This window comes from Paenibacillus sp. PSB04, assembly GCF_025809195.1.
GTDB lineage: Bacteria > Bacillota > Bacilli > Paenibacillales > Paenibacillaceae > Paenibacillus_AQ > Paenibacillus_AQ favisporus.
Window position 1 is genome coordinate 5618262 of record NZ_CP081301.1, and the last position, 14396, is coordinate 5632657.

9 protein-coding genes are annotated in these 14396 nt (G+C 53.5%); 1 reads left to right on the forward strand and 8 read right to left on the reverse strand.

Annotated features, from left to right (window positions below; translation table 11 throughout):
* Window positions 1-16: 16 nt before the first annotated feature.
* Window positions 17-1240, forward strand: coding sequence for an MFS transporter (locus K2F33_RS25905; protein WP_244879245.1), 1224 nt, complete (start codon window positions 17-19; stop codon window positions 1238-1240).
* A gap of 113 nt (window positions 1241-1353) precedes the next feature.
* Here the strand turns inward: K2F33_RS25905 and K2F33_RS25910 are convergent, their stop codons facing one another.
* The 8 genes from K2F33_RS25910 to K2F33_RS25945 form a co-directional block, all read right to left on the reverse strand.
* Window positions 1354-2628 (reverse strand): hypothetical protein, encoded by a 1275-nt coding sequence (locus K2F33_RS25910; protein ID WP_263879576.1) that lies wholly within the window; start codon window positions 2626-2628, stop codon window positions 1354-1356.
* Window positions 2629-2748: 120 nt separating this feature from the next.
* A complete protein-coding gene (locus K2F33_RS25915) occupies window positions 2749-4023 on the reverse strand; it encodes a hypothetical protein (RefSeq protein WP_263879578.1) in 1275 nt (424 codons plus the stop codon).
* 239 nt (window positions 4024-4262) lie between these two features.
* Entirely contained in the window at window positions 4263-7547 is a 3285-nt protein-coding gene (locus K2F33_RS25920; protein WP_263879580.1) for an OmpL47-type beta-barrel domain-containing protein, read from the reverse strand.
* A 14-nt stretch (window positions 7548-7561) separates the two neighbouring features.
* Window positions 7562-8563, reverse strand: a complete 1002-nt coding sequence (locus tag K2F33_RS25925) for a zinc-dependent alcohol dehydrogenase (protein ID WP_263879583.1) — start codon at window positions 8561-8563, stop codon at window positions 7562-7564.
* Between the two features lie 18 nt (window positions 8564-8581).
* Window positions 8582-10846, reverse strand: a complete 2265-nt coding sequence (locus K2F33_RS25930; RefSeq protein WP_263879586.1) for a helix-turn-helix transcriptional regulator — start codon at window positions 10844-10846, stop codon at window positions 8582-8584.
* A gap of 43 nt (window positions 10847-10889) precedes the next feature.
* On the reverse strand, window positions 10890-11753 hold the full coding sequence (locus tag K2F33_RS25935) for a carbohydrate ABC transporter permease (protein ID WP_145134176.1): 864 nt from the start codon (window positions 11751-11753) through the stop codon (window positions 10890-10892).
* Window positions 11747-12676, reverse strand: a complete 930-nt coding sequence (locus tag K2F33_RS25940) for an ABC transporter permease (protein WP_263879588.1) — start codon at window positions 12674-12676, stop codon at window positions 11747-11749. Before K2F33_RS25940 ends, K2F33_RS25935 begins: the two co-directional genes overlap by 7 nt.
* Window positions 12677-12698: 22 nt before the next feature.
* Window positions 12699-14321, reverse strand: coding sequence for an extracellular solute-binding protein (locus K2F33_RS25945; RefSeq protein ID WP_263879591.1), 1623 nt, complete (start codon window positions 14319-14321; stop codon window positions 12699-12701).
* Window positions 14322-14396: the final 75 nt, after the last annotated feature.

Consider the following 14396-nt stretch of genomic DNA (forward strand, 5'->3'; position numbering starts at 1 on the left):
AAGAGAGGCGTTTGCCGTGCAGTACATTCAAATCGGTACCCGTGCCTATTTCCGGGTACTGGTCAGCATGCTGTTGGGCAGTCTGGTCACCTTTGCGATCCTGTACAGCCCGCAGCCTTTGATCGGCACGTTTGCGAAGGAATTCCACGTATCTCCTTCCAGTGCCAGCTTCATCATTTCTTTCTCAACGATTACATTAGCGGTCACCATGCTGTTTGTCTCCCTGCTGTCCAATGCCTGGGGGCGCAGAGGCGTCATGAGCGTGTCGCTGTTCGTTACATCCGTGCTGGCTATGGCTTCTTCGTTCAGCACTAACTTTCATCTGCTGCTGGCTGCCAGGCTGCTCGAAGGCGTCAGCCTTGCGGGCTTTCCGGCCATCGCCATGACTTATCTCAACGAGGAGATCGAACCGCGCAGCATCGGGCAGGTCATGGGATTCTATGTGGCAGGCACTGCGGTAGGCGGTTTTGCCGGAAGGGTTATCATCAGTCTGATCACCGATTTTTTCAATTGGCATATTGCGATGTTTGTTCTAGGCTTGGTCAGCCTTCTATGCAGTGTGATGTTTTGGCTCTACCTGCCCAGATCAAACCACTTCAAACCGGTCAGCATTTCGCTGCACCACTGGGTCGACGGCTTCCGGAACGGATTTGCAAACGCCCGGCTCCTGTGCCTGTACCTGATCGGTTTTCTGCTGCTTGGCGCGTACGTTACGCTGTTTAACTATATCGACTTCCCGCTGTCCCAGCCGCCTTATGAGCTGAGTCAAACGTTGATCGGCTGCCTGTTCGTCTTCCAGTTGATCGGCTCCTGGTCCTCCGTCTGGTTCGGTAAACTGGCTGACCGGTATTCACGTGCCGGCTTGATTGCCAGCGGCCTGGGCATGCTTCTTGCCGGTGCCCTGCTCATGCTGGCGGGCAACGTGGTCTTTATGATCGCAGGCATGATTCTGTTCGCTTGCGGCTTCTTCGCGGGACACACCGTTGCCAGCGGCTGGGTGGGCAAAGCGGCACCGATGCGCTATAAAGCTTACGCTTCATCCCTTTACCTGCTCTTCTACTACACGGGGTCCAGTCTGGTCGGCTGGTCCGGCGGATTCTTCCTGTCCGGCTTCGGCTGGAACGGGGTGATCGGGATGATCATGGCGTTAATTGTGGTCACCGCGCTGCTGCTTCTGTACGTAAGCCGGTCTTCCCGACAGGAGCGGCACGGCAGCGAAGCCAAGCCAACTGCCCTGTAATCAAACCAACTGTTTTGTAAGCAAATCCAACCGATTGTAATGAAAACGGCATGCCTCCCATGTAGACCACGGGAAAGCATGCCGTTATTTTTATGATAGGGCCGCGATCTTGCTTACGGATTCCAATTCATCCCCAGCACCGGCAACCCAATCCGCTTCAAAACATTAGATCCAACATAGAGCCGGTCACCGATCATCATGCTGTCAGCAGCCGTGACCGTCTCGGTTCCTCCCGGACCTTTTAGGGTAAAAGAACTGCTGTTTACCTTCCCAGCCACCTTCTGCTGTATCACTTCCAGGCCCGCCTGCTCCATCAGCTCCCGTGCCGGAATCATCGTGCGTCCGTTTTGAATAAAGGCAAAACTGAGATATACCACCTTACCGCCAATGGTGGCTCTGGCTGTGATCTGGTCATGAATTTGAATATGCGTCACCGGCAAGTTTTGTGGTTGTAAATCGGCAGGGGGCTTAGTCGATGCGTTTGGTATAGGTGCCTGGTAGCTCTTTTCTGCCAGGTTGGAAAATTCCTTAAAATCCTGTTCCGTTGCCTGGCGTGCTTTTCCATTGGACAGCGTTATGACTTCGCTCGGACGATTCGGCTGATTATATCTGACAAGTAGTCGTCCACCTTCGACATCATAATAGTCGAGGCTCGCGTAGACAAGCTGCTTCCTAATCCCCGTTGCCGGATTTATGATCAAAATTTCATTCATTTTGGCTGAGGAGCTATACTGAACGGCGAGCACACGTCCGTCCGGCATCGAGAAAAATCCTGGACGAAATGGTGCACCATCCACTTCCTTAATCACTCCGTCTCCGGTGCGCAAAAATACACTAAAAAAAGAAGTGGAGTACCAATTCTGCTGTGCGTCCTGACCTATCTCATAATTTTTGATATAATGCAGACCGCTCCGGTTATCCTTACCGCCAATAAAAAACACTCCGGTTGTTCCTGTCTCTTGGGCTGGATCAAATACAGTCGAAAACAGCCCATTCAAATAATCACCGAGACCTTTGCCAATCAAAATCGGCTTCTTCAAACCATAGCTCCAGGTTACGGATATTCCTTCTTCCAGTGCATTCCACTTTCCATTAGGATCGCGGAATACGGTGCGGTTATAATATTGCTCACCGTCATAAGCGGACGCATCGTAATAGGCACGCCCCGTGCCCTTATCATAAAATTCAGCCCTGAAATCCCATTTGAGTTCGGGTGTCTGAGTTGCTTGGGAATTGGAAACTCCTTTACTCTGTGCACGATCCGCCTGTACTGCAGCCGCAGATGCCTCATCAGCCTGTACGCTGGGGCTTGGCACCATCGCCGTACCCGCCGCAGTCAGCAGCGCTGCAAACAACAACGTGGCCTTCCGTTTGTGCTTCTTGTTCACCGTTGATTTTCTCCTTTCACTAGGTAATTCCTAGTTTTCGGTTTGAGTAACCATTAGATGGATCCATGATCAACCCCTTGTTCCAAAGATGAGCCAATTTCCAAATCCGCCGTCATCTAATTAGGGGTTCCAATTCACCCCCTGCACCGGCAGGCCAATCCGCTTCAAGATATCAGAGCCAATAAAGAGCTGGCCGCCGATCATCATAGGTTCAGTCGGCGTTAAACTTACGCTCCCCCCAGGTCCTTTCAAGGTAAAAGATGTGTCCCCCGCTTTTCCAGACACTTTCGTTTGCTTAACCTCCAGGCCTGTCTGCTCCGCCAATTCGCGAACGGGGAACAGTGTCCGGCCGTTTTGGACAAAAGCAAAGGGTAAATTCACCGCACGACCGCCAATCGCAGCTCGGACCAAGATTTGATCTTGAGATTGGACCGATGTCACCGGCAAATCCTGTGGCTGCAAACCAGTTGGAGGCGCAGTAGCAGGGTCCGGCCACGGAAGGTGGCGGCCTTCAGCCAAGCTAATGCTTCTAAGCTCTTTCCAATCCTGTTCCGTCGCCGGGCGGTGCTTACCGTCTGCTAGCGTATACACGATGCTTGGATTTCCCGTTTTATTGAGAGTGATGAGAAGCCGCCCCCCTTTTGCGTCATAGTATTCTGGTCGGCCATATGCCAAGTGCTTCTTCTTCCCGGTCTCCGTGTTGATGATCAATATTTCATCCGGTTTATGAGGAACGCTGTACTGAACCGCAAGCGCATTTCCGTCCGACATCGCCTTAAAACGCAAACGGTTAGGCACGCGCTCGATCTCGCGGATCACGCCGGAACGGGTTCGAAGGAGCAGGCTGAAATCGGAAGCAGTATACTCCTTTCCCTGCGCGTCCTGCCGCTTGTAATAGTTTTTCACATAACGAAATCCATGCTGGAGGTCCGAGCCGCCTGCAAAATATACCCCTCTCGTCGCAGTCTCCTTGGATGGGTCATATACGGTCGAGTAGAGCCCTTCCATAGGATCGCCGTATTTCGTCCTGTCCACGACCGGTGTTTCCAATGTGTAGTCCCGATGTATCGTTACGCCTTCTGCAAACGCATGCCACTCCCCCTTCGGATCCAGATAGATGGTGCGACTGCTCATTTGGTCGGTGGTAGCGTAGTAGTAGGAATAACCGGTTGCCTGATCATAAAACGAAGAGCTAAATTGCCATTTGATCGCCGACTTTTGGACGGGTACCTGAGCCGCCTGCCCAGTTGCGGATGGTTTCTGAATGCTTAGAGCCTGATCCTGAACTGCTAAATCCCCTGCCGCCACAAGCGGGCTGGGTATCACCGTGGCTCCCAAAATCGTCAGCATCACGGCAGACCGTGCAAAGGTGCCAAAGTGGCGCTTTTTATCCATAACTATTTCATCTCCCTACCCCTGGTATCAAATATGTATCATCTTTGTCCGGTTTCCGATCCGGATCGAACTACTTGTTTAACGCTTTTTCGTTAGTGAAAGTTGCCGATTTTGCAAACGCTGGTAACCTCACCGGTTCTAAAGATTCGGAATCGTTCAGAAAAGGAAAAGGAGCCTGCGCTTGCTCGCAGACTCCTCATTCGACGTCGCTTAACACGACTATTCTTTTCGATATCTTTCTATTTCAGCGTTTTCACCCACTTCAGCAGCACCGCTGCCTGATCCGCCGTCAGCTTCTTGCCGCTTTGGGCGGTAACCTCCTGCTCGAACGCGGACAGCTGTCCCTGCACCGCCTGAGCCTGATCACGTCCGGCCGAAGCCTTGGCCGCCAGCAGCTTCGCGTTCAGCGACTCGGCAAAGTCGGCATCCGTAGGCAGGAACGAACGCACAAGCATGCCCAGACTGTCGTACGTTGCCTTAACTTCGAATGAAAACTCCTTTGTGCTTTCATTGCCTGCGGCATCTTTAGCCGAAGCCGTGATCACATTGATGCCGGGCTCCAGCTCATATGCGAGTCGGTCTGTCCCGATGCACGGTTCCGATGTGACACCGGATAAGCTGTCGGACGCCGCGCACTGAATGGACACCTTCTGATCTACCGTATAGGCTGCTTCCCCGGTAAACGTGATTTCAGGCGCCGTTTTATCGATCTTGACCGTAAGCTCCCGCGCTTTCTCCTTGTTGCCGGCCTGGTCCTCGGCCGAATAGGTCACCGTGGTGACTCCTTCGGCAGTCACGTTGAAGGACGCGGTTGCTCCTTCTACTCGAACCGGTTCAAGCGAACCCGCTCCGCTGGCCGCATAAGTTATGGCGGCCACGCCGCTGCCCTCGTCCTCCGCCTGGATTTGCACGGATGCGTCACGGTTCAGCCAGCCGCTCTCGCCTGCAGCGGGCGATACCTCGGCCGCAGACACAGGCGCTGCCTGATCAACCGGTTCAGGCGTCCCTTCAACGGACAGGGAGAAGTCGTCATAATATGCCGACGCCATGTTGTAGCGGCTGACCACTGCGATCAAGCGGGCGTAGGCCGCGTTGTCGGGAGCCGTACCGTTCAGCGTCACGGTCTGCCACTGGGCCAGCCGGCTCTCGTCCAGATGGATCTCCTGCGTAGCCAGCGTTTGATTGCTGCTGTCAAAGAAGCGCAGCATCGTTCCCGGCTGTCCCGACTCGATATACACCTGGACTTTGGACGTGTATTTCTTGCCTGGTTCGACGGTGATCTTATCGCTCTGCAAGGCGACGGATCCCGTACGGGTATTATCCGTCAGCTTCAGGCTGGCACTGCCGGTGGAGCTCCGGTCCGTGCTGACCGCGTAGCTCAAATCGGAACTGGCTGCAAACAAGGGCGTCCATCCTGGGATCGCAGTGCCGCTCATGGCATCCTCAAATCCCGGATTTTTAACCGGAAGCGGAATGCCAGGTGGCTGCTCGACAATTTCCCCATCGACCTCAATCCGGTACATGATCGTATTCGTGGCATTGTCGGTAAAGTAGATGTTGCCGTCCTTGCCGAGCTCGAACCGGGCGGCATTGGTAATCGTGCGCGATTCCAGCGTTTGCGGATCAATGACCGTCAGTTTGTTGTTGAACAAAACGTACATCAGGCCGTCTTCCGACCAGCGGATCGTGTGATGAGCCCACTGCGTATAGCTAACGCCAGACTGCACCTTTTTGCTCTTTACAACCTGATACGTATTTGGATCCAGCGCAAATACGTATTCATACGCCGCGCCCCAGATCAGTCCGTCCGGACCTACGCTCAAATCCCCGATGAAGACCGGTTTATCGAGTCCGGCGATCCGCAGCGGGAATTCTGTGATCTTCTGCTCGGTCTGGGTGTCCCATACGAATATTTTCGCTTCATCCGCCGATGGCTCCGAACCGAGTCCCCCGCGAATCGTCGTCGATCCGAACAATTTGCCGTCTTTATAGGCAAGGCTCAGGACGCTTTGATCCTGCACGACGTTGCGGTGAACGCGGCTGTCCCCCGTAGCGGGATCATATACCGTAACCGATCCGCCAAGGGTACCGTAACCCGGGATGGTCGCGATATAGAGCTTGCCGCCTCCCGATGTCATATTCACCAGGCGTTCCTGCCCATTTTCCAGGACGAACGTCTTCTTCGGGTTTTCTGTCCCCGGCGGCTTGGTCATGTCGTATTCGAACAGCGCTCCTTCAGGATAGACGCCCATATACATTTTATCGCCGAGCGGATACACGCTGTCCGCCTGACCAATGGAGAATGCCGAGGAAGTCAGGGTATTCGGGTCGATAATCGAACCCCGGCTCGTTTGTACCCCGGTGACGAACAGATTCCCGTCCGGAGCAGACTGGATCCGGTTCACCACGCCCGGCAAACCCGGAACGACGGATGGCATCAGGTGCACTTGCTTGGTCTCGATGTTCATGATCGCCACTCCGCCGTCATAGCGGACGGTGACGAGATTTTTGCCCGGGAGGTCGGGGTTGTTCGGAAACTCTACCCAGTCGGCTCCCCGGAATCCGCTGTTGTACTCCATTCCTGTTTCGCTGACTTCATGCGTAGCAAGATCGAAGGTCTTCAATTTTTTGTCGGACATAAAATAAATTTTACCGTCCAAGGAATCGGTCTCGTGCAATCCGGTCACGTTGTCCAGCACCGTATCGAGCCAGGAACCGGTTTGTGTATCATAGATGTACGCCGGACCCGGCACACCACTGCCATCCGTATAACGGGCGAACAGGTAGCGGTTGTCGATGGTGTCCAAATCGTATACCGTATCGTCCCCTTCCGGAACATTCAGTGACGCGGCAATGTCCGTCTTCTCGCCGGTTTCCAGATTAACGCGGACAATCTGATGATGCGCCGTTCCCGCATAAATGTTACCGCCCTGATATGCGATGGAGCGGACATATTCTTGGGCAATGTTACCGATCACGCGGCCATAGTCCTTCGTTTGTCCGGTGGCTGGATCGTACTGAATCACCTTGCCTCCAGGATACGTACCGACGTATACCCGGCCCGCCTCATCCGTTGTGATACAGATTGGCCACGATTCGCCGGCAAAGGAGGCGGCCTGTTCAACGGTATGCGTCACCGGAGAATATTTCCACAACCTGGCCCCGCTGCCGTCGGCCGCAACGTACAGCGTGCCGTCCGGCGCAACCGTATGCGCCCATGAGCTCTCCGAGGGCGGGATCGGAATGCTGCGCAGTAGCTTGTAATCCTCCAGGTCAATGACATTCAGCTGGCCCGGTTTCCCTTTAGACACGGTATACATGACCGGCCGTCCTTCTTCATAGCCTACGGTCCCGTTAAAAATCGAAACGGTGTAGTTCAGCGGCGGCAGCAGCTCTTCCGGGCTGCCATACACTTTCTGCGACAGACGGCTGTCTTCCGCATTTGCCGTGCCGCTGCCTCCCATTCCAGTCCAGCCTGTTAACAGTACAACACATGCCAATAGTGCAAACCATGACTTTCGCATTCACACATCCTCCTTCAGGATTCGTATTCGAGAATCGTTCCCAGACAATCCGTAGGATTCAAATAGTTGGCGTAAGCCGCTTCCGCTTCACCTAGCGGGTAGCGGTGCGATATGAGCGGCAGTACCGATATCCGTCCTTCTGCGAGGAGGCGGACATATTCCGCAACGTTTCTGCCCTCGGTCCATCGCACATAACCGATCGGATAATCCCGGTTATCCTTCTCATATCCGCTGTCATATCTGCCGGGTCCGCCGGCCCTGGAGATGAGCACCTGCGCCTCCTTGCCGAACATCTGACCACGGGAAAACGTAGTGGTCAAGTCACCGACAACCACGATATTGCCGCGGTCGCGAATCCAGGTGAGCGACCGGTTGATCAGCTCCTCCCCCGGCCCCCCTGCGCACAAGATGACACTGTCCGCCCCATGGCCGTCCGTGAGGATCTGCAGCTGCTCCTCAAGCTGTTCATGCCGGTTATACGCATGACGGATTCCTTGTTCCTGCAGCATCAGTACGCGCTGCGCGTTCAAATCGAGCGCTGCGACGCGAACTGCAGCCGCTGAAGCGATTTGGGCAATGATCTGGCCCAGAATGCCAAGTCCTACGACCACCGCCGACTCCCCGAACCGCAGATCCGCCGTCCGCAGGGCATGAATGGCTATCGCCCCAAGGCCCGCAAAAGCGGCTTCCTCCGGCAGGACGTGGTCCGGTACCGCGGCCACCAAATTGGACGGAACCGTGAGACGTTCCGCATGCCGGACGTAAGGGGCTCCATAGCAGGCCACCCTTTGACCTGGCAGCAGGCCGGTCACGCCTTCGCCGATTTCCTCGACGATGCCGGCCGCGCTGTACCCGAGCAGGGACGGATGATCGCCGCCCTTTTTCAGAAAAGACAGCTCCGTGCCGGGACTAATGGCCGAATATTCGGTCCGGATCCGGACATGCCCCCTCTCCAGAGGCAGGTCTTCCCTATCCGTGACTACAATGCTTCCTCGTAATGCGGCAACGGCTTTCATGACGATGGTTCGCTCCTTCTATCCCTCCCCCGCCATTTTCCGGTATTCGCTGGGGGAGATGCCGTAGTATTTTTTGAACGTCGTGGTAAAGGTTGACGCGTTCATGTACCCCGTCTTTTCCCCGATTTCCGATATGTTGTAATCGGTGTTCTTCAGAAATTCGCGGGCGTGCGCCAGCCGCACCTTATTCAGGTATTCGACGTAGTTGATGCCGAACGTTTTCTTGAAATAGTTCGAAAAGTATTTCGGGCTCGTATCCAGCACCTCCGCCATATGGTCGAGGTACAGGTTGTTCATATAATGAAGTTCGATGTACTGCGAAATAAAGGCAGGATTCAGCTTGCTTTTCGGCTCGCCGCCGCGGCTGCCGGCAACCTTCTTCACCACTTCCAGGAGCGCCTCCGTGATTTCGCGGTGATCATATGCCTGCTCGACCCGCCGGATGAACCGGGACTCCAGCTGCATCAGTTCCTGATCGCCTTCGGCCGTAGCTTTGGCCGGCTTGATCAGATAGAGGAACATGCTTTTGGCCACATGAGCCAGATGGTAATGATGAATGTTCCGGCGTGCATTTTCGTGAATAATGTCCGTCACGATTTGGATGCTCTCCTCGGTCAGTCCGGCCGTCAGGCAGCGGGCCAAATGATCCATTTTCTCCAGTGGAAAATAAACGTCACCCACATACTGTACCGCCGCGGTATCGATCACGGTCTGCGCCTCATCCTGTACGTTCCGGTAGAGCATCCCGTTCAGGATGTCCTGGTAAGCGGACAGAAGATTCGGGACATGAGCCTCATAATCCTTGCTGACAAAGGAACGGAGCACATATCCAGGCAGCACATCGCGGTTCGCTTCCTGAATGAAGGCAGCCCAGCCGGATATCACCGTCTGCCGGTCGCCGCCTTGCGGTATGCCCAGCAGGATAAGAAACTGCATCTCCCGCTGGTGAAACACTGCCGTATAGCCCGTACCCGCCATGCTGCCAAGTTCCTTGCGCAGCAGCTCAGTCATTTGCCGGGGCTCCATCGCGGGATGAGAACGATCCCCCTTCTGGGAAAGCCTCAAATCAAGGGATGCCATCACAAAGCTGCGGTCCCGGAAGAAAAACGGCTCATACTTGAGCACATCCCGCGCGATGTCGCTGGAGCGTTGGCTTTCCAGCACCCGGAAGAACGCGTTCCTGCACATATCGGCCTCGGCTCTCTCCATCCGCTGCCTTAGCGCCTCGTTCTCGCGCTGGACTTTGACGATGCCGCTGTAGATTTTCCGAAAGTCATTCCCTTTGACGCGGCCCTCTCCGAACAGCTGAAGAATGCCTTTGACCGGCAGGTACAGATAGACGCTGAGCAGCCCTGACAGCAGCACCGCGCTCACAATGGCGATCACCATAATGATCCGGCTGCCGCTGGCCACGGTATCGATATTCTGGAATTGATAAGGCATCTTATCAATGTAAATGAAATCGTTATAATCCGACTGGTACACATGATACTCGAAGTCACCGCGGGTCAGCGAGTCTTCCTGAGACTGGTTAAAATAGACGTCGTTCAGCACTTCGACCAGGTCCCAGTTTTTTTCCGTGCTGAGCACGATTTTCCGGTCGCCGTCCAGCACGATCATGGACGATCCCGGAATCATGGAGGACATGTTCACATGCTGCAGCAGCTTTTCCGCATTGATCAGAATAATCACGTTTTTATCCGACAGCTTGTATTTGTTGCCGTCCATGACGGCGATGAGCTGCCGGCTTTGCGGTTTGGACCCTTCCGTCTGCATCATGTAATCGGAAGAAGGAAATACCGTAAACGGACGTTTGGATTTGGAAAAGCTGCGCCAGTACGAGGCATTGTACGTATCGTGCCTGTACTTGTTCTGGAAGAGCAGCTTCATGTCGCTCGTTCCATTAGCCGTAATGGCCAGATCCTGGTTGTCGTAAAAAACGATGACATCTTCGATATAATCGACAGAAGAAATCAGCGATGCCAGATTATCCTGCAAATTATAGACCTGCGCCATATCCATGCGGCCGCCGTCTCCGGATTTGACCGGATCAAATGGCAGTCCGTGGATCGTAAAAATCAGGTTGTTGACCGTCGTAAAGCTGCTGTCGAACGCCTGAATGATATTTTTAACGACGAGCCGATTGTTTTGCGTAACTTTGTCATAGATGCCGGAAATGGATTTTTTGTAAACGACATAGCTTGATGCAGACATGATCATGATGACTAACAGCAGAGAGCAGAAGATTTGCAGTAGTCCCCGGTTTGCAAGCAGCCGATTCATTGGCGTCACCTCTCATGATGACAACTATTCCACATCCGTCCGCTTAACCCTTCTCGGAACCTAACATGACCCCTTTGGCAAAATACTTTTGGGCAAAAGGATAGATCAGCAGCACCGGAATCATCGACAGCACGATTGTGGCGTTCTTGACCGCCTGCGGTGCGAGGGCCGCCCGGTCCACGAGTCCGGCATCATTTTCGCTGTTAAAAATGAGCATATCGCGCAGGACCACCTGAAGCGGATACATCTCCTTGTCGTTCAAATAAATGAGCGGAAGGAAGAAGCTGTTCCAGTGGCCCATGAAAAAGAACAGGCCGATCGATGCCAGCGCCGGCTTGGAAAGTGGAATGACGATACTGAACAGAATCCGCGTCTCCGATGCGCCGTCGATGAGGGCCGCCTCACGTATCTGCGACGACATATTTTCATAGAAGCTCTTCAGTATGATCAGCTCCATCGTCCAGATCGCGTTTGGCAGCACAAGCGACCAGACCGTATCCGTCAGTCCCAGCTTCTGAACGACGATGTATGTGGGGATAATGCCGGGATTGAGAAACATCGTGACAATGATCCCCAGCATGAACACCCTCCGCCCGAAGAAATTGGGCTGGGACAACGGATACGCAGCCACTGCCGTAAACAGCAGATTGATGAAGGTACCCAATGCCGTATAGTAAATGGAATTCAGATAAGCTCTGGGAATCGTGTTGTTGCTCAGCACTTCTTTGTAGGCATCGAGATTAAAGCCTTTGGGAAACAGGAATACCTTGCCCTGAATGACCGAAGCCGTGTCGCTGAACGAAATGACCGTGATGTAGAGCACCGGATAGAGCGTCGCAACCGCGATGCAGGCCAGGATCAGGGCGTTGACGATGCTGAAGACCGATATTTTGCGTTCTCCTACCATAGCCCTTTCCCTCCGATCTTCCGGCTGATTGCGTTTGCACCAAGGAGCATCGTCATGGCCACCAGCGCTTCAAACATGCCGACCGCGGCTGCATAGCTGTAATTGGATTCGAGCAGTCCTTTCCGGTACACATATGTCGAGAAGACGTCGGCCACGTTGTAGGTCATCGGATTGTACAGCAGCAGTACCTTTTCGTAGCCGATTCGGATCATCGAGCCTGTTTTCAGGATGAACATAATGAGCATCGTCGGCATGAGACCTGGAATCGTAATGTGCCGGATCATGTGAAACCGGGATGCGCCGTCTACACGGGCCGCTTCATACAGCGTCGGATTGATTCCCGCAATCGCGGCCAGGTAGATGATCGACTCGTAGCCGATCGTGCCCCAGATCTCGGAGATCACATAGATCGGACGGAACCAGCCGGGATCGACGAGAAAATACTTTTTCTCAAAGCCGAACGCAGCCAGCAGCTGGTTCAGCAGTCCGTTCGTCGGCGACAGGAAATCGATGATCATGCTGCTGATTATGACGACTGACAAAAACGCCGGCAGATAACTGAGCGTCTGCACCGATTTTTTAAACCATTTGGTCCGGACCTCGTTCAGCAGGACCGCCAGCAGAATCGGAAACGGGAAGCCGAAGATCAGCGTGTAAAATCCAAGCAGCAATGTATTGCGGAACAGCATCCAAAAGTCCTGATTGCTGAAAAATTTAACAAAATGCTTCAGGCCGACCCAATCGCTGCCCATCACGCCGGAGAATACGCTGTAATCCTTAAAGGCGATAATCAAGCCGTACAGGGGACCGTAGCGAAAAATGATATAAAAGAGAATACACGGGATAAAGAGCAGCAGCAGTTCACGGTCCCGCCGGATGTGCTTCAGTGTTTCGGTCAAACGTCCCTTGTTCGGTTTCTTCATAAGTCTTCAAATCCTCATTGATTTATTTCGCCGCGTCGTAACGTTTTTGGGCATCGTTATAAATTTTCATCAGGTCGTCCAGGCCCTGCTTGGCGATTTGCTTCTTGAAACTTTCGAACTGTGCGTCGCCGTAAGATTTATCCAGAATATATTTGGCGTTGAATTCCTCTGCCGCTTTCTGAAGCGATGTTTGCAGCTCCGCCATCGTGGAAATTTCGTCATCGGTGAAGTTCAGGATCGGATCCATCGGTTCTCTCTTGTCCTCTTTCATGATTTTGTCCTGGGCTTCCTGTTCTTTTTCGGAGAACTTATAGTACACGCTGCGTTTATCCGGTCTGAGGTAAGCTCCTTCCAGCCACATGCCATAGCGGTCTTCCAGCACACCGATATCGACAAGCGGGAGATCTTTGAGTTCCGGATACACCGGACGGCCGTCCTGCCCCCATTCGAAGTTGACGCCCTCCACACCGACGGTCATCAGCTCGCCGCCCGAAGGACTGGTGAGGTAATCGAGAAGTTTAAGCGCCGCTTCCTTGTTCTTGTTGTTGGCGACCGCAATGCTGAAGTCGGATACTTTCGGAAGGGTTCTGACATGGCCCGTTGGGCCGACCGGGTTGGCGTATCTTAAATCATAATCCGGATTTTTGTCCTTCACCTGGTTGTAGAACAAGTCGAGTCTGCCGATCCAATCCCAGGTCACAAACGATTTGTCGGTCGTCATTTTCGTCGTCCAGGAATCCTGCGTATCCGTCAGAAACTCGGGATCCATCAGCCCTTCGTTGTACAGCTTTTTCATAAAATCAAGCATATCCTTGTGCTCCGGCTGAACCGTCGCATATTTCCACGTTCCGTCCTTTTCGTCGTAATACGCCGGATAGTTGTCGCCATTACCGATGCCCCATCCGAAGGACCAATCTCTGAAGATGTTGGCCAATCCTTTGGAAGCATACGGATAAGAATCCGGGTAAATCTCCTTGAGCTTCTTCAGAGCCTGGTAGAATTCTTCTGTATTTGTCCATTCCTTGATGCCGTTCTTGTCAAAAATGTCTTTCCGGTACAGGAAGCCGTGATTGACATCCCGGTTTAGATCGTAGATCGGCCACGTATAAATGTTGCCTTTTTCGTCGCCAAACGATTTAATGACCCAGTTGTTTTCCTGCAAATACAATTTGGAGAAGTTCGGCAGCATGTCGGCATATTCGTTGATTGCGACTACGCCTTTTTGCTGGCCGATTTTTTTCAGTTCAGCCGGCTTCAGCCCGATGAAAATGTCCGGAAGTTTGCCGGAGGCCACCACAACCTTCAATTTGTCCTGATACGTTTGCGGGGAATACGTTTGGAACTCGACCTTGATCCCCGTACGCTTCTCCAGCTCCTGGACGATCAGCTTGTCGTCGCCGATTTTGGCCGAGTTGCTCGACAACATAAATTTAATCGTCGTCGGCTTATCAACCAGCGGCAGCTTTAATCCGCCGGTGTCGCCATACTGCTCGGTGCTGCTTCCGGCTCCGGCGCCTCCGGTTGTTGCAGGTTCCGCTGCCGGTGCTGCTCCTTCATTGGAAGTTTTGCTTCCACCGCTGCAAGCGCTGAGTACGAAGATGAGCATCGTGACTGCCGCAACCATACTGATCCACTTCTTTGCCATACTCTTTCCTCCTTCATGTTTTGGGGCTCATCTTGGGGGTGTTACGATTTTCGGTGTTCGTGATTCACCGGTAAT